A 15,578-nucleotide genomic window follows, 5' to 3' on the forward strand; every position below is an offset into this window, starting at 1 on the left:
TTTGGGCAACAACAGAATGCGGTTTTGATGATCGTCATTTGAGACAATCCCTGCCCCTCGCCAATAGCACGATTCCTTGCAGCAGCCACAATTTTCGTTATCAATGACAACAAAATAAGCTGCCACAGATAGGAGATTTCATGGTCAGTCCGGCGCAACCTGTTTCTGCCCCTGCGGAGACGGCGGATATCGACGCCCCCATCATCGAGGCTTCGGCGGGCGAGATCTTCCTGCGGCGGCTGGCGGCTAACGGCATCGATTATCTGTTTGCTAATGGCGGCACGGACTTTGCGCCGGTGATCGAGGGCTTTGCCCATGCGCAGGTGGCGGACTTCAAGGTGCCCACGCCCATCCTCATCCCGCACGAGACGGCCGCGCTCGGCATGGCGCATGGCTATTATCTGGCGACCGGACGCCCGCAGGCGGTGATGGTCCACACCAATGTGGGCCTGGCCAATTGCGTGATGGGCGTGCTCAACGCGGCCTCCGACCAGGTGCCGATGATCCTCGCCAGCGGCATCACCCCGCATACCGAGCACGGGCCGCTCGGCCACCGCAACTCGCCGATCAACTGGGGCCAGAACATGCGCGACCAGACCGCGATGGTGCGCGAGCCGGTGAAGTGGGACGCCACCCTCTCCCGCCCCGAGCAGAGCGCCCCGCTGGTCGACCGTGCGGTGGCCATCGCCACCTCCAGCCCGCGCGGACCGGTGTATCTGGGCCTGCCGCGCGAGGCGCTGTGCGAAGTGACGACCTATCGCGACAGCAAGCCGCGCAATGCCGCCGCCCGCGCCGCCCCGCATCCGGAGGATCTGGCGGAAGCCGCGCGGCTGCTCGATGCCGCGGAGCGCCCGCTGATCGTCGCCTTCCGGACGGGTGCGCGGGGTGGCGGGTTCGCCGCGCTCACCGCCTTTGCGGAGCGCCACGCGATCCCCGTGGTCGAGTTCTGGCCCTCGCAGCTCTCCATCGACGGCGCCTCGCCCATGCATGGCGGGTTCGACCCCGGCGAGGACCTGGCGGCGGCGGACGTGGTGCTGGTGCTCGATGCCATCGTGCCTTGGCTGCCGCACCGCCACGGCTTTGCCGAGCAGGCGACGGTGATCCAGGCCGGGGCCGATCCGCACCAGCTGGAAGTGCCCCTGCGCGGCTTTGCCACCGATCTGGCACTGACCGGCGAATCCGCCCACATCATCGCCGCGCTGGACGAGGCGATGCAGGCCATGACGCCCCCTCCGACATTGGCGCGGGACCGCTCCGCCCGCTTCGCCCGGCTGGCCGAGCGCCACGCCGCGCGGCGCGCGCAGCTGGACAGCGCCGTGCGCGCCGGGCCGCCGATGTCGGCCGCCTTCGTCACCCGCACCATCGTGGAGTTGATCGGCGCGGAGGGCTGCATCGTCAGCGAGCTGGGCGCCAAGCCGGAATTCGTGACCGGCCTGCGCGGCGACCAGTTCTTCCAGAACCCGATTTCCGGCGGACTCGGCTGGGGGCTCCCCGCCGCGCTGGGTGTGCAGCTGGCGGACCGCGATCGGCTCGTCGTCGCGACGGTGGGCGATGGCAGCTATATGTTTGCCAATCCGGTCGCCTGCCACCAGATCGCCGAGGCGCACGGCCTGCCGCTGCTCACCATCGTCTATAATAACGGCATCTGGGGCGCGGTGCGCGGATCGACCCTGGGCATCTACCCCCAGGGCCACGCGGCGCGCGCCAATGTGATGCCGATCACATCGCTCGAGCCGCTGCCCGACTTCTGCAAGATCGCGCAGGCCTCACGCGCGTGGACCGCGCGCGTGGCCGACCCGGCCGCGCTGGCCGACACGCTGCGCGAGGCGGCGCGGGTGATCCGGGAGGAGAAGCGGCAGGTGTTGGTGGAGGTGAAGGTGGGGCGATAGGGGGCTTAGGCCGCGTGGACAAATTCCGAGCGACCACTTGCCCGCTTTAGACGAGCCATTCCTCGGCGGGGAATGGCTCGAATGGCGTGGGGAGCGGACTAGCCGGTCTGGCTTTAGTCGTCCAAATTTTCGATCAGCGTGCGTAAGAGCGCATTTAGTTCAGCGGGCTTTTCGAAGGGCACGTAGTGTCCGCAGTTGGGTATGATCTTGAGGTGCCCTTCCGCTGCAGCCTTCGCTTGGCTAGCCATAACGATCGGGCCGGGCGCGATGTCATACTCGCCAGAAATGCAAATCAACGGACAACTGAGCTGAGGGAGTAAATCGTCACGCGTTGGTCGGGTGTGAAAGGCATTCACTCCCTTCGCGATGTCCGCGCGATCCATGCTCATGGCACATCGCTTGGCTTTCAGGTGTATCTGCTGAGAAGCCTTTGGGAAAATCAACGGCCCCCAGTAGCGCTCCCAAGCCGGCTTCATACCCTGCTCCATTAGCAGTTGGCATGCTTCGCTACGAAGGGAGGGCTCTGGACGATGCGCCGCTTTTGCGCCGATCAGAACTACTCCAGCCACGCGCTCGGGTGCGAGTGCCGCTACTTCCAAAGCACAGGAGCCACCGATCGAATTGCCTACGACAAGCAGCCGATGGCCGCTCACCCTCTCAAGAATGGCGGCGGCCCAATCGTGGAGCGTGTCGCCAAAGGCATAAAGGTCCGGCGTATGTGTTCGACCTGGAATGAGGTTCCGTTGATGAGTCCACATCGACCCGTTAAATGGCAGTGCATGCAAGAGCACCAGTTCCATTTGGTTGCCTTCCCCCAGTTTCGGATACCGTCTAGCTAGTTCGGGAACGGCAGCAAGTGGTCGTGTCCGGGCAGGCCGGTTTCAGGATAATCACCGCTAAAAGCGGCCATCGCAATTTGTCCACGCGCCCTAGTACAGGAGCTCAAGCAGACCAGTGAGCACTAGAACCTGACGAGCCATTTAACTTTTCTCGCCTCATTTAAAACCCCCTTTATCCCCTGAACCCACGTTAGGTCCGAAGTGATGTGATGGGACCGCACTAGTCCTTTGGAAGCATCTTGAGTTGGTTCACGCGCCGCTGCGCATCTTTGATGTGGTCCGGCTCGATGGCCAAATCTTCGGGGGCACGGCCTGCCTGCTGAATCACTACGCTCCGGACATGTTCCGCGACCGTGCGATTGGCTCTGATCGCGTTGGCCTCGCCGGAGATACCCTCGTTCAGAATTTTCTCGGCCGCCAAATTGGCCTGAAACTCGTGAGCGGATAGCTCAAGAGCGGCGGCGCGGTCGAGGATGGTTTCGCCATCAAGGAGACCCTTGTGCCGAGCCAGTTCCTTCGCACTCATATTGTAAATGCCACGATATTTTGCGTCGTGGAACAGGCCGTATCGCGTAACGCCTACATCTTTCGCGATGTCTCCAATCCGCTTGTTAGCCAAAGTGACCTTGCCGCGAAGATTGATCCGTTTTTCGTCCTTGAAAGCCTGTGCGCGCAGTTCAGAGGCTCTGGTCTGGATTAAAAAGTAGGCCTGTGCGCCAGCAACAGCTGGCTTGGCAGGGTCACCATTCATAGCGATGAGATAGCACGCGGCACGGCTCAGGAAAAATTCATCACCCCGACGCCTCGCTCCCTTGCCCACTCCCATCAATTTGCTCGTTGGAGCAATATGATGGGATGGATTCTCTCCGTTGTTAGCTATGGCATCCCTCGCTCTCTCCACCACTGGGACAAACTTATCCCATACCATATAGCCCAAAATCGGCGCAATTTCGCGGGCCAGCCAAAAATCCTGCCCGCTTGGACTGCGTCTTCTGATCTCTTCGAGGCGCCTAATCGTGTGCTTATACTGCGGCGTCTTGGCGATGTCGGTTGCCATATCACATGCACTCCTTTATCCCATCACATACACGACCAGGAACGCGGAGTCGACGGGTGAACGAGCGCCAAGTCATCGAGACGCAGATCTCAAAGAAGCAGGCCGAGATTGACGGTTTGGAGGACAAGATAAAGGCTGCGAAGGTCTATGTCGCAGCGCTGCGCGATGTGCTGAAGCTCATGGATAAGGCCAGCAAGCCGGTTGCAGACGTTGAAGATACAGAGACCAAATTGCGAGCCGGTAGCGCTGTGGCACAGGCGCGCGAGATTATTCTTGAGAGAGGAGAGCCGGTCTACCTTGACGAATTGCTGGAGGCGATGGGCAAGGAAGTCACCCGCGATAGCAAGGCCTCGCTAGCTGGCTCGCTTGCGGCCTACGTCCGGCGAGAAGAGATTTTTAGCCGACCAGCGCCAAGCACGTTTGGCCTCATCGAACTTGGGCATTTTGAAGTGATCGAGGAGGAGGAATCTCCTCCTCCCGACTTTGGAGGCGGCCGGAGCCAAGTCGACGATATTAATGATGATGAAATTCCGTTTTGATGGGGGGGAATTTTCTAACCCATCAAAATCGCAAGTGATGATGTCGCATCACCCGAACACAACCGCCGCTCCCGCGCAAGGGAGAGGGAGCTTGCGCTAGGTGGTATCTAGCCGCTTAAGGCCGCCGCCGCGCGCGTTAAGCGAGGTTGGTAACCTGAGCGGGAGGATGCCTTGCTCATGCCCTCCCTCCCCCCCACAATATTGGGGGAGCTCAACTTGGCAGGAAGATGACCCCCTCGCCACTCGCAAACTGACGTAGCTTTTAGGCGAAGTCGAGACAGAACGGCGCCTTGTCGGAGGCGTCTCGACTTCGCTCGACACGAACGGGGCGAGGTTCAGGCGCGAGGGCTTTAACCCCCTCACCCCACCGGCCGGCTCACCACCTGCAGTTCCTGATAGGCCCGTATTCCCAGCACGCCATGCTCGCGGCCGTAGCCGGAGTCCTTCATGCCGCCGAAGGGCACGTCTGACTCGTTGAGGCCGTGGCGGTTGATCCAGACGGTGCCGGCCATCAGTTGACCGGCGACGGCGCGGGCGCGGGTTTCGTCTGTGCTCCAGACGGAGGCGCCGAGGCCGAAGCGGGTGGCGTTGGCGCGCTGCACGGCTTCATCTTCGCTGGCGAAGGTGAGGACGGGCATGACCGGGCCGAACTGCTCCTCGCAGACCAAGGGCACGCTCTCATCCAGCCCGGTGATGATGGTCGGCTCGATGAAGTATCCCCCCTCGCCGTGCGCGCCGCCCTGCGTCCCCCCGCTAGCGCTCCCGCCCGTCAACAGCTGCGCGCCGGGGCGGGCGACGGCGTCTTCCAGATAGGCCTTCACCTTCTCATATTGCGGCAGGTTCTGGATGGGCCCCATGTCCATGCCGGGCTCGCTGCCGGGGCCGACCTTGAGCGCGCGCACCTTCTCGACCAGCTTTTCGAGGAAGGCATCGCGCACGGGCTCGGCCACATAGACGCGCTTGATGGCCATGCAGATCTGCCCACAATTGTAGAAGCCGCTGCGGGCGATGCCGGCGGCGGCCTTGTCCAGATCCGCATCGGCCAGCACCAGCGTCGCATCATTGCCGCCCAGCTCCAGCGTGATGCGCTTGAGCGTGGCGGCGGCGCTGGCCATCACTTTCTTGCCGGTGGCGACCGAGCCGGTGAAGCTGATCTTGTCGATCCCCTCATGCGCGGTCATCCAGGCGCCCAGATCATTGCCGCCGGCGAGGACGTTCATCACGCCGGCGGGCAGCACATCGGCCGCGAGCGCGCCCACCGCCAGCGTCGTGAGCGGCGTGTAGGGCGAGGGCTTCAGGATCAGCGTGTTGCCGGTGTAGAGCGCCTGCGCGACCTTGTGCATGGCGAGCGCGATGGGGAAGTTCCACGGCGCGATGGCGCCGACGACGCCCAGGGGATGGTAGCGCAGCTCCACCTTGCCGCGCGCATCATCGCGCAGTACCTCATCGCCGATCTCCAGCGCGGCGAGCTGCTTCATGTGATGCGCGGCGACGGTCAGCTCCATGCGCGCCTGCTCGATGGGCTTGCCATGTTCGCGGGTGAGCAAGGGGGCGAGGCGATCGGCAGCGGCGGCGATGCTGTCGGCGAGAGCATGGATGCGCGCGCGGCGATCCTCCGGGGTACGCGCGGCCCAGGCCGGGAAGGCGGCGCGGGCGGCGGCGACGGCGGCATCGAGATCGGCCTGCGACGCCTCCGGGCAGAGCGCGAAGGGGCGGCCGGTGGCGGGATCGATCACCGCGAAGCTGCGCCCCCCGTCCTCGAAAGCGCCCCGAACGAGCTTGCCGCCGATGAGATGCGCATCCGCACCCGCCACGCTCGCCGGCCGCTCCAGCACTGTTCCCTCGCCCATCCATCATCTCCTGACTCGTTTGCGCAGGAGCATGGATATTGTTGTTTGAATCTACAACCCCGAAATCGTGCTGGCCGAAATCGGGCGCGAAACGCTCAGGGGTTTTCGGCGAGATAGCGGCCGAGCATGTCGTGCAGCTTCTGGGCGAAGGCGCGGTCCAGCATCATGGCGCCATCGCTGCGGGTCTCCGGCGCGGGGGCGCTCTCGATGCGGGGCACCTTGCCCAGCGCATCGACATCCTCCACCACCCCGCTCACGCGCTTGAGCTGCTGATCCAGCTGGCCGAGAAACGCCAGAAAATCATCGCTTTGCTTGCGGGTGAAGGGCATCTGCAGCACCTCGTTGAGGCGCAGCGCGAGGGCATAGGTCTGCTCGTGCACGGTCTTGCCATGATCGGTGAGCTGGAGCAGCACCGAGCGGCTGTCCGATGGATTGGCCTGCTTCTCGATGATCCCGCGCTCGACCAGCGAGGAGACGACGCGGCTGGCATAGCTCTTCTCCAGATGCGCATCCGCCGCGACCTGCTTGAACGAGACCGACCCATAGCTGGCGGTGATGCCGATCACGCGGCATTCCGGCAGCGAGAGCCCCAGGTGGCGGCGATAATATTCCTCGGAAATCCCTTCGGAAAAGCGCGCCACCATATGGAGGCGGAAGGTCATCAGGTTGCGGAAGCTCGGCCGATCCACCGATGCGCCGGCCTTCTTTCTGGCCACAGAACAGGTCCCCCTTGGTTTCGAACGGACCGGTATAAGGGATGCCGCCGCCCGCGCACAACAAAAAGGCCCGGGCGGCAAACACGGGCTTGACGCACTTTGTTGTCTATGACAACGATTTGGCAAAGACGACATGAGTCCGCGGGCGCGCCCCACGGATTCCCGGCAGATGATCAAGGAGGGATGCGCCATGCTGTCTGCAGAACAGAATGAAAAGCTGGCCCGCGTCGGCCCCGGCACGCCGATGGGCGAGCTGCTGCGCCGCTATTGGCACCCCATCGCGGGGGAAAGCGAGTTCGAGACGCGCGCGACCAAGCCGGTGCGGATCATGGGCGAGAACCTGGTGCTCTACAAGGATCTCTCCGGCCAGTTCGGCCTGATGGACCGCCACTGCCCCCACCGCCGCGCCGACATGGCCTGCGGCATGGTCGAGCCCGACGGGCTGCGCTGCAGCTATCATGGCTGGATGTTCGACGCGCAGGGCGCCTGCACCGAGCAGCCCTTCGAGGATACCGCCAATCCGCAGGGGCGCTACAAGGACAAGGTGCGGATCAAGGCCTATCCGGTCCGCGCCCATGCCGGGCTGCTCTGGGCCTATATGGGCCCCCTCCCCGCACCCGAGCTGCCGGACTGGGAGCCCTTCTCGTGGAAGAACGGCTTCCGCCAGATCGTCATCTCCGAGCTGCCGTGCAACTGGCTGCAGGGGCAGGAAAACTCGATGGACCCGATCCATTTCGAGTGGATGCACGCCAACTGGAGCAAGCGCCTGCGCGGCGAGACCGGCCCCTATGGCCCCAAGCACCTAAAAATCGACTTCCGTGAATATGAGTATGGCTTCACCTACAACCGCATCCGCGAGGATACGGACGAGACCAACCCGCTGTGGACCATCGGCCGCGCGTGCCTGTGGCCCAATGCGATGTTCACGGGCGACCATTTCGAGTTCCGCGTGCCCATCGACGATGAGACGATGATGAGCGTCGGCTGGTTCTTCACCCGCGTGCCGCGCGATGCCGAGCCCTATGTGCAGCAATCCATCCCGGTCTGGTTCGGCCCGATCAAGGACGAGCGCGGCGAGTGGATCACCAGCCATGTGATGAACCAGGATTTCGTCGCCTGGATCGGCCAAGGCACCATCTCGGACCGGACGCAGGAAAATCTCGGCCTCAGCGACAAGGGCATCGGCATGATGCGCCGCCAGTTCCTGCGCGACATGGAGAAGATCGGCCGCGGCGAAGACCCCAAGGCGATCATCCGCGACCCCGCGATCAACAAGGCGATCCCCCTGCCGACCATCCACCGCGACGCCGTGATGGAAGGCATGACCGCCGAGGACATCGAAGCCGGCGGCGCGCTGCACCTCAAGCGCTTCATCTTCCAATATGGCCAGCCCGCGCATGTGCTGAAGCTGCAGCAGGAGGCGATGCGCATCAGCCAGGACAATAAGGGCTATGTCGACGCCTGAGGGCGGCGGACGACGCGCGCGATCAGCCGACCTCTCTCGGCATCAGACTGGCCCGGCTGGCGTGATCTGGCCGGGCTTTTTGTTTTGGGGGGATGCCGCATGGCTGCGAGGTCCGCCCGCTGCGCCCTGGGCTCCTGCCTGCGCAGGAGCACATAGAGAGATTGCTGGGACATCATCCTCCGTGCTCTTGCGCAGGCAGGAGCCCAGGGCGGCGATAAGCGGAGCAAGCGGAGCGCTCCGTCCGCGCGATCTCCGAACCGCGCCTCCCCGTCGGGCCACGTCCGCGACCTTGGTGCCCGTTGAACGGCTGATCTCAAAACGCGGTGGTCCGCTGCGATGAAATGCGCAGGCATCACGCATTGTTAACCCGATCTCGGACAGGAGAGCTTTAAGATCGGATGAATCATGAACTTGCTGGACATCGACACGCTGCAGCTCTGCAGCCTCGTGAATACGAGCGCCTTCGGCATCGTATTTCTGCTGCTTTGGCGTGGTCGAAAAGCGGATGATTATCTGCTGTTCTGGTCGGCAAGCGCGCTTCTCTACGGCGGTGTGATGATCGGCTTTGCCCTGTGGGGTGAGCGCGGCATGGGCGCTGCGACGGCGCTGTTGATGATGCTCGCGTTCAGCAACACGGTCTCCGTCATGGGCGTTCGCCGGTTCGAGGGCCGGCCCGTGCTCGCGCCGTGGATGGCGCTGCCGGCGCTGGTCATCGGCTTTGCCCATCTTGGGCCGCTGTTGCTGATGGCCCAAGGCTGGCTCCCGGCAGACTCCCAGATCCCCCGGATCGCCGATGTCCTTGGCCTGACCGCAGCCATGGCGATCAATGGGACAGCCATGATCTCGGGGCCATTGCGCGGGCAGCGGATCGCAGGCGCAGGCCTGCTCGCCTACATCCCCATATTCCTGATTTCGCTGGTGGACGATCTGGGCGTGCTCTCGGGCGACCACTCGCTGGGCAGCCTGCCGCTGCTCGCAGATCAGGCGTTGCTCGGCATCATCAATCTTGGTTTGCTGGTTCTGCCAGTCGATCAGGCGCAGGACGCGCTGCGCGCCGCAGCGCTTCGTGATCCGCTGACCGGCGTGTGGAACAGGGCGGGCCTGGAGGTGCAGAAGCGGCGCCTGCTCGCGCCTGGCGCGGCCGTCGTCGCGATCGATGTCGATCATTTCAAGGCCGTCAACGATCTGCACGGACATGAGGCAGGCGACGCCGTCTTGCGCGGTATTGCGCAGGAGGCTGGCCGGATCGCACAGGCACAAGACGGCGCGCTCGCACGCATTGGTGGCGACGAATTCATCCTGCTGCTGCCGGCGAGTTGCGAAGGTCAACGCCTGATCGTCGAGGCGCTGATGAGCCGATGCCGCGCCGCTGGCGCCGCACCGGGATCATGGAGTGTCAGCATCGGCTTCTCGCAAGTGACGGCGGCGGAAACAGGCTTCGAGCCTGCCGTCGTCCGGGCCGACAAGGCGCTGTATCACGCCAAGGCAGAGGGGCGGGATCGCGTCGCAGGATTGGCGGCGTGATGTGCAGCGGGTGGCTGATAGCACGGCACCCGCTGCCGCCACGCGACCCATCATTCGGTGATGCCATCCACCGCGACGCCGTGATGGAAGGCATGACCGCCGAGGAAATCGAAGCCGGCGGCGCTGCACCTCAAGCGCTTCATCTTCCAATATGGCCAGCCCGCGCATGTGCTGAAGCTGCAGCAGGAGGCGATGCGCATCAGCCAGGACAATAAGGGCTATGTCGACGCCTGAGGGCGGCCGACGACGCCCGCGCGGTCAGCCGACCTCTCTCGGCAACCAACTGGCCCGGCTGGTGTGATCTGGCCGGGCTTTTTGTCGGTGATTACAGCTTAGCAAGCATCCGATTCTAAGCTGGATACGATTGCAAGCTCGAGAGCTCACAGATACAGGTCACTGTGGGGCCGCGTCGACGGGCGGCGGGGGGAAGCTGTGTCGATTACCGTAGAACATATAAAGGAGAATCTTTGCGCGGCGCATATTTATGCAGTGGCTGGAATGGCTGGAGTCTGTCTTGGCTTACGAAATGTCAACGACTACGGCGTTGATGGGCAGTTTGATCCAGTAATCACTAGGGGATCTCGCCGGATCATTTCAGGAATACCGCTTCCCTTCCAAGCTAAGTCTACAATCAATTGGGAGGTCAAGGATGGACATGTCATCTATGACTTGGAGTCGAAAACGTACAACGACATCGTCTCCCGAACCGACGCCGAAGCAACTTTACTGCTTGTCCTGCTATGCCTCCCCAAAGAAGCCGCGACGTGGCATGGGATAACGGCTTATGCTACGACCATGCGCACGTGTTGCTACTGGCACCATTTCCGTGGCGATCCTGTGCCCAACGAGAAATCCAAGAAACGGATTAAAATACCGATGGGCCAGCTTCTTACACCGCAGAGCCTGAACGAGCTGCTTGCGACTGAGAAAGCGCGGCGGGAAGCGCAAGTTTCATGATTGATCTAAGCGACTTCAGTCCCGGCGCCGTACCTCTCGATATGGCCAAGCGGTATCTTCTCGCAACCGGCTGGCATGTGCGGGTGCCTAGACCATATCTAGCGAGAGCCGAGAGTGAAGTTGTTCGCGTACTTATGGAGGGTCGAACAGGAGGGAAGCGAAACTTTGACGTGTATATGTCCTCTCAGAAGGATTTTGAAGGGATCGAGTTAGTTGTTCCAAACAACGTCGAGACTCCTGAATATTCATCACTTATGGCACGCGTGATCAATGCCCTTGCTGCTGTTGAAGAGCGCGAAGAGAGCGAAGTCGTGCGCTCTATTCGTGAAGTCGCTTTTGATGTTGTTCGATCTCGAATTCCGGATGCGCAAGTTGTAAACGACGCAATAAAGTTAGATATTGCTCGCAGTTTTGTGGTTGGCATTAGAAGTGTTTTGGCGACTACGGCGACCACTGAACTTCAGCCGACAGCATATTTCTTACGCTTAAAGAAGGAGGCTGCGGAATATGCAGACCGATGCCGATTTGGCCATACTTTCCGAGGGAGCTTTGGTTTTACGGTCGAATCTCCTCTTCAACAAAACGACCAAATCGCACTTTTCGGCATAGCCACTTCTCCGCCCTTTGAGCGGCGGGTGATCCAACGGCTCACCAGAGGATTAAAGTTGGTCGCGGAGGCTGTAGCGGCCGATAGCACTGCACCAATAACGAGTTCACCTAGTGTAGGTTTCAGCGCCAACGTATGTGAACAGCTAGCCAGTCTTGTTGAACAAACTTCTCAAGGCGGCATCGCCTTCGACTTCTCTTTTAGCCCTGAATGGTCGTCCCAAGACTTGCCGTCAGAACCTCGCGAAAGCTTCTTTGTAGGACGTCCGCAGGTTGAGGTGATCAAGGCGGCAGCGAAAGAACTGCGGTCGCAAATTCAGTCTTGGACCGAAACCGTTTATGGGCGGGTGACTCGATTGGCTACCGCAGCAGATCCGTCCGATCTCACCGATTTGATGGGTGATCGAGAGGTCGCAATTCTCTGGTCAAGCGAAGAACTAGGTGACATCACTGTGAGATGCTCGCTGAGCCCCACCGACTACCTAAAAGCAGTTGAGGCTCACGCGGCTGGCAAACCAGTCGAGGTGAGCGGAACTCTAGAACGTCGCTCCCGGCGTTGGATATTGCTTGAGCCTAGCGGATTCACACTCCATTCCTGACGACAGTTCATCCACGACGCTCCCACACGCGACGCCGTGTTAACTGTTTATGGACAAGGTTCCTCATTTTGAGGCGGTCGAGGTGGCGTGGCAGAGGTCCGCATTTGGGAATGCGAGCTGATCCGAACGGCGGCAACCAAGGCGCAACGCGGTGCTGCCCCCTCAAACCTCCAAGTTAAACACCTTCCGCGCGTTATCCTCAAAAATCAGCTTCTTGTCGGCGTCGCTCAGGAAGTCGAATTTCTGGATGAAGGGCGCGATGTGGTCCATTTGCTTGCCGGTGGCGGGATCGATGGTGGAACCGACGCCCGGGCATTCGGAGCCGAACAGGCAGCGCTCGGGGCCGACGGTTTCGATGAGCAGGCGCAGGGCGCCCTCGGTGTAGAGCACGGTATCGAAATAGAGCTTGGCCATGCGCTCGGAGAAGAGGTGCTTGGTGCGGCGCGACTGGGATTCGAAGCGGCCGAGCTGATAGGGGATGGCGCCGCCGCCGTGGCTCACCACCACCTTGAGCTGCGGAAAATCATCGAACACCGATGAGGTGCAGAGGTTATAGGTGGCGATCGTCTCTTCATTGATGAAGTGCAGCGAATAAGGCGAGCGCTCGGACTGGGAGCCGGTGGCGTGGATGTGCGCGGGCAGATCCAGCTCGCACAGCTTCTCGTAGAGCGGATACCAGTAGCGGTCGCCCAGCGGCGGGGCTTCCTCGGCGCCATTCTCATAGGGGTCCGGGTTGAGCAGGAAGCCCTTGAAGCCCATGGCGACGCAGCGGTCCATCTCCGCAAAGACATTCTCGATGGGCTCGCCCGCCACCTGCGGCAGGCCGGCGACCGGGATGAACATCTCCGGGATGAGCGTGCACTGGCGGTGGATGAGGGTGTTCACCTCCTCGCAGAACCAGTGGACGACGCGCGCGGGCTTGGCCGAGTTCATCATCTGGAACGGGCGCGGCGAGATGAGCTGCATGTCCGTGCCGTGATTGTGCAGCAGCTCGATGTGCCCGTCCGGCCAGGTCTCCTTGTGGTGCGCGGCGGCAATGATCTGCTCGTCCGTCACCTTGACGCTGCCGCGCCCGTGCGAGCCGCGATGCGCGAGCAGGCTCGCCTTATAGGCCCAAAGCTCCACCGGAGCGCTGACGTGACCATGGCAGTCGATGATCATCGGGTGATCCCCTTATTTCTGACGTGTCTGAAGGCTGTGATATTTGAACTGCGCGCGGGCCTCATCGAGGCGCATGCCGGTGCGGCAGGCGGCGCGGATGCTCTCCTCGGCGGCGTGGATCTCCTCGGCGGCGGCGAGGACGGCCTCCTCATGGGCTTGCGGGATGACGATCACGCCATCGGGATCGCCGCGCAGGATATCGCCGGGGGCGACGCGGGCGCCGCCGATGTTGACGGGGCAGTTGGTGACTTCCACCTGCACCCGATCCTTGCCGGTGCGCATCCAGTGGCCCTTGCTGAAGACCGGATAGCCGAGCGCGCGGCAGAGCGAGACATCGCGGCTGATGCCATCGATCACCGTGCCGGCGAGGCCCCGGCGATGCGCGATCTCGGTGAGAATATCGCCCCAGATGGTCGCATCCTCGCGCCCGCCATTGTCGATGACGACGACATGGCCCGGCGGCACATCATCGATATAATCGCCGACGGTGCCGGGCGGGGTCGAGGCGGGGCCGCAGAGCATGGTGTAGGCGCGGCCGGCCATGCGGAAATCGGGGTCGCGGCCGGCGATCTGGTAGCACTGGCCGACGATGCCGAGCCGGTCGAGCGCATCGCTCAGCGTGGCGGTGTCGAGCGCGGCGGCGCGGGTGACGTTGCGGTCGTCGGTCATTGATGATCGCCCTTGAGCATATATTCGTAATTGGCGCCAAGCACGGCGCTGGCACTCTCGCCGGTGGCGAGGCGGCGGGTCATCTCGCCCTCGCGGCGGACGATGTCTTCGGCGGCATCGAGCACGCGGGCGATGTCGGCCGGCGCGATGAACACGGCAGCGCTGGAATCGCAGGTGACGTAGAAGCCGGGCTCGACGGTGAAGTCGCCCACGGTGACCGGCACGTCGGTGGCATCCTCATAGACGCGGTTGCGCGCGGTGCGGGCGGTATAACCGCGACAGAAGACCGGAAAGCCGATCTCGCGGGCTTCATCGACATCGCGGGCCAGCCCCTCGCAGATCACCCCGGCCACGCCCTTATGCTGCGCGCCGCGCGACAGGATGCCGCCCCAGCAGCCGGCATCGATGCCCGTGCGCTGCTCGACCACGATCACATCATCCGGCCCGCTGGCATCGATGGCCGCAGCGCCCAGATGCACCGGCGGGCGATCGGCGGGCGCATTGCCGGCCTTGAGCTTCACGGTGTGGACGCGCCCGGCGATGCGGCGGCCCGGCGAGGCCGAGCGCAGCCCGGTTACGCAGCCGGCCAGGCCCAGCTTATCCAGCGTGTCCGACACCGCGCAGGCATCCAGCTGGCGCAGCCGCGCGACATGGGGGTCTGTTGCTGTCATCATCCGTCCTTTGAAACGCATGGGCTTATTGCCAGGCGACGAAGCCATTGGCGGTGCCGGTGCCGGCCTCCGAGCGGTAGCAGGGCTCATAGCCGACCACGTCGCCGGCCAAATCGGTGTCGAACAGCGCACCGGCGGCGGCGATCCAGGTCTTGAGCTCGGAGGTGCCGGACTGGAGGTGCTTGTCCTCGATGGCGCAGAGCGTCTCGGCATCGCGGGTGCGGAGCGCCTCGAAGAACATGCGGTCGAAATCCTCGTCGATGACGAAGTGGCTCATCCCGCCCGAGCCGAACACCGCGACGCGCAGATCCTGCTTCCAGCTGCGGATCGCCTTGCCGACCTCGCGCCCCAGCTCGAAACAGCGGCGGGCGGTGGGCTGGTTGGGCGGAAAGAAGGTGTTGATGAGGATCGGCAGGTTAGGCACGACCGCGTCGCGCATGATCTGGCGATAGATGAAGCCGAGCGAGTGCGGCGCGCCGCTCGACCAGTGGCCGGCGGGCTCGGGCAGCTTCTTGGAGACGGCGAGATCGAAGCCCTGCGGCACCAGCGATTTGCAGACGTGCATGCCGAGCTCGGGCTGGCAGGGATAGTCCCGGCGCTCGGGCGGGCTGTGGCCCCACTCGGCCTCGTGAATGCCGGGCGGCATCCGCGCGGCCTGCTCGGGGGTGGCGGGCTGGTCCCAGATCGTCTCGCCGAGATAGACGGTGATGGCAGGCGTCACATCCTCCAGGAACAGCTCGCGCTGGTCGTTGCCCATGATGACGGCGACATCGATCTTGGCGGCGGCGAAGCGGTCGGCCATGTCGCTGATCGCGCTCTGGCAGGCGGCCGAGCGGCGCTCGCGCTCCGGCAGGGTGCAGGCCTCGGCGAGGTTTTCGCCCGCGCGCAACGTGACCAGCTCATCGAAGCTGTATTCGGCGCCGCGGAAGGGATGCTGGCGCTTGAGATCGGCCGCGACGCGCAGGGTCCATTGCTCGGGCGTGGTCGAGAGGGTCGGCCCGTGCGATGTCCACATTCCCAGCACGATCTCCGCCAT

Annotated in this window: 14 protein-coding genes; 6 read left to right on the plus strand and 8 right to left on the minus strand. The window is 63.1% G+C overall.

Annotated features, from left to right (window positions below; translation table 11 throughout):
* Positions 1 to 140 precede the first annotated feature (140 nt).
* Entirely contained in the window at positions 141 to 1,889 is a 1,749-nt protein-coding gene (locus tag M2343_RS08655; protein WP_264576333.1) for a thiamine pyrophosphate-requiring protein, read from the plus strand.
* Between the two features lie 113 nt (positions 1,890 to 2,002).
* On the opposite strand, the gene M2343_RS08660 is transcribed toward M2343_RS08655, so the two are convergent.
* Both M2343_RS08660 and M2343_RS08665 read right to left on the minus strand, forming a co-directional pair.
* A complete protein-coding gene (locus M2343_RS08660) occupies positions 2,003 to 2,689 on the minus strand; it encodes an alpha/beta fold hydrolase (protein ID WP_264576334.1) in 687 nt (228 codons plus the stop codon).
* 259 nt (positions 2,690 to 2,948) lie between these two features.
* Positions 2,949 to 3,785, minus strand: coding sequence for a BRO family protein (locus M2343_RS08665; protein WP_264576335.1), 837 nt, complete (start codon positions 3,783 to 3,785; stop codon positions 2,949 to 2,951).
* Between the two features lie 56 nt (positions 3,786 to 3,841).
* Between M2343_RS08665 and M2343_RS08670 the strand changes: the two genes are divergently transcribed.
* A complete protein-coding gene (locus M2343_RS08670; protein ID WP_264576336.1) occupies positions 3,842 to 4,324 on the plus strand; it encodes a hypothetical protein in 483 nt (160 codons plus the stop codon).
* Positions 4,325 to 4,683: 359 nt separating this feature from the next.
* Here the strand turns inward: M2343_RS08670 and M2343_RS08675 are convergent, their stop codons facing one another.
* Both M2343_RS08675 and M2343_RS08680 read right to left on the minus strand, forming a co-directional pair.
* On the minus strand, positions 4,684 to 6,174 hold the full coding sequence (locus tag M2343_RS08675; RefSeq protein ID WP_264576337.1) for an aldehyde dehydrogenase family protein: 1,491 nt from the start codon (positions 6,172 to 6,174) through the stop codon (positions 4,684 to 4,686).
* Positions 6,175 to 6,269: 95 nt separating this feature from the next.
* Entirely contained in the window at positions 6,270 to 6,890 is a 621-nt protein-coding gene (locus M2343_RS08680) for a MarR family winged helix-turn-helix transcriptional regulator (RefSeq protein WP_181558965.1), read from the minus strand.
* 190 nt (positions 6,891 to 7,080) lie between these two features.
* On the opposite strand from M2343_RS08680, the gene M2343_RS08685 reads away from it, so the two are divergent.
* From M2343_RS08685 to M2343_RS08700, 4 genes are all read left to right on the plus strand, one after another.
* The gene (locus M2343_RS08685; RefSeq protein ID WP_264576338.1) at positions 7,081 to 8,355 is read left to right on the plus strand and encodes an aromatic ring-hydroxylating dioxygenase subunit alpha; all 1,275 of its coding nucleotides are present in this window, start codon (positions 7,081 to 7,083) and stop codon (positions 8,353 to 8,355) included.
* A 405-nt stretch (positions 8,356 to 8,760) separates the two neighbouring features.
* On the plus strand, positions 8,761 to 9,879 hold the full coding sequence (locus M2343_RS08690) for a sensor domain-containing diguanylate cyclase (RefSeq protein ID WP_264576339.1): 1,119 nt from the start codon (positions 8,761 to 8,763) through the stop codon (positions 9,877 to 9,879).
* 432 nt (positions 9,880 to 10,311) lie between these two features.
* Positions 10,312 to 10,836 (plus strand): DUF4365 domain-containing protein, encoded by a 525-nt coding sequence (locus tag M2343_RS08695; protein WP_264576340.1) that lies wholly within the window; start codon positions 10,312 to 10,314, stop codon positions 10,834 to 10,836.
* Between the two features lie 176 nt (positions 10,837 to 11,012).
* Positions 11,013 to 12,041, plus strand: coding sequence for a hypothetical protein (locus M2343_RS08700; protein ID WP_264576341.1), 1,029 nt, complete (start codon positions 11,013 to 11,015; stop codon positions 12,039 to 12,041).
* A 162-nt stretch (positions 12,042 to 12,203) separates the two neighbouring features.
* Here M2343_RS08700 and M2343_RS08705 read toward each other — a convergent pair whose 3' ends face one another.
* From M2343_RS08705 to M2343_RS08720, 4 genes are read right to left on the minus strand one after another with little or no spacing between them, the layout of a single operon-like run.
* Positions 12,204 to 13,202: an amidohydrolase family protein gene (locus tag M2343_RS08705; RefSeq protein ID WP_181558959.1), complete on the minus strand. Its 999-nt coding sequence runs from the start codon at positions 13,200 to 13,202 to the stop codon at positions 12,204 to 12,206.
* A gap of 12 nt (positions 13,203 to 13,214) precedes the next feature.
* Positions 13,215 to 13,871 carry an RraA family protein gene (locus tag M2343_RS08710; RefSeq protein WP_264569692.1) on the minus strand — a complete coding sequence of 219 codons (657 nt, stop codon included), beginning with the start codon at positions 13,869 to 13,871 and terminating at the stop codon, positions 13,215 to 13,217.
* Positions 13,868 to 14,545: an RraA family protein gene (locus M2343_RS08715; RefSeq protein ID WP_264576342.1), complete on the minus strand. Its 678-nt coding sequence runs from the start codon at positions 14,543 to 14,545 to the stop codon at positions 13,868 to 13,870. The genes M2343_RS08710 and M2343_RS08715 overlap by 4 nt, the downstream gene beginning before the upstream one ends.
* Positions 14,546 to 14,567: 22 nt before the next feature.
* The gene (locus M2343_RS08720) at positions 14,568 to 15,578 is read right to left on the minus strand and encodes a protocatechuate 3,4-dioxygenase (RefSeq protein WP_264576343.1); all 1,011 of its coding nucleotides are present in this window, start codon (positions 15,576 to 15,578) and stop codon (positions 14,568 to 14,570) included.

It is taken from the genome of Sphingobium sp. B8D3B (genome assembly GCF_025961875.1).
GTDB lineage: Bacteria > Pseudomonadota > Alphaproteobacteria > Sphingomonadales > Sphingomonadaceae > Sphingobium.

Excerpts from the sequence above, each read along its gene's own strand:
- M2343_RS08655 (WP_264576333.1), top strand. The coding sequence starts at position 141 with ATGGTCAGTCCGGCGCAACCTGTTTCTGCCCCTGCGGAGACGGCGGAT.
- M2343_RS08715 (WP_264576342.1), bottom strand. The coding sequence starts at position 14,545 with ATGATGACAGCAACAGACCCCCATGTCGCGCGGCTGCGCCAGCTGGAT.
- M2343_RS08685 (WP_264576338.1), top strand. The coding sequence starts at position 7,081 with ATGCTGTCTGCAGAACAGAATGAAAAGCTGGCCCGCGTCGGCCCCGGC.
- M2343_RS08705 (WP_181558959.1), bottom strand. The coding sequence starts at position 13,202 with ATGATCATCGACTGCCATGGTCACGTCAGCGCTCCGGTGGAGCTTTGG.
- M2343_RS08660 (WP_264576334.1), bottom strand. The coding sequence starts at position 2,689 with ATGGAACTGGTGCTCTTGCATGCACTGCCATTTAACGGGTCGATGTGG.
- M2343_RS08700 (WP_264576341.1), top strand. The coding sequence starts at position 11,013 with ATGTCCTCTCAGAAGGATTTTGAAGGGATCGAGTTAGTTGTTCCAAAC.
- M2343_RS08720 (WP_264576343.1), bottom strand. The coding sequence starts at position 15,578 with ATGGCGGAGATCGTGCTGGGAATGTGGACATCGCACGGGCCGACCCTC.
- M2343_RS08665 (WP_264576335.1), bottom strand. The coding sequence starts at position 3,785 with ATGGCAACCGACATCGCCAAGACGCCGCAGTATAAGCACACGATTAGG.
- M2343_RS08690 (WP_264576339.1), top strand. The coding sequence starts at position 8,761 with ATGAACTTGCTGGACATCGACACGCTGCAGCTCTGCAGCCTCGTGAAT.
- M2343_RS08710 (WP_264569692.1), bottom strand. The coding sequence starts at position 13,871 with ATGACCGACGACCGCAACGTCACCCGCGCCGCCGCGCTCGACACCGCC.
- M2343_RS08675 (WP_264576337.1), bottom strand. The coding sequence starts at position 6,174 with ATGGGCGAGGGAACAGTGCTGGAGCGGCCGGCGAGCGTGGCGGGTGCG.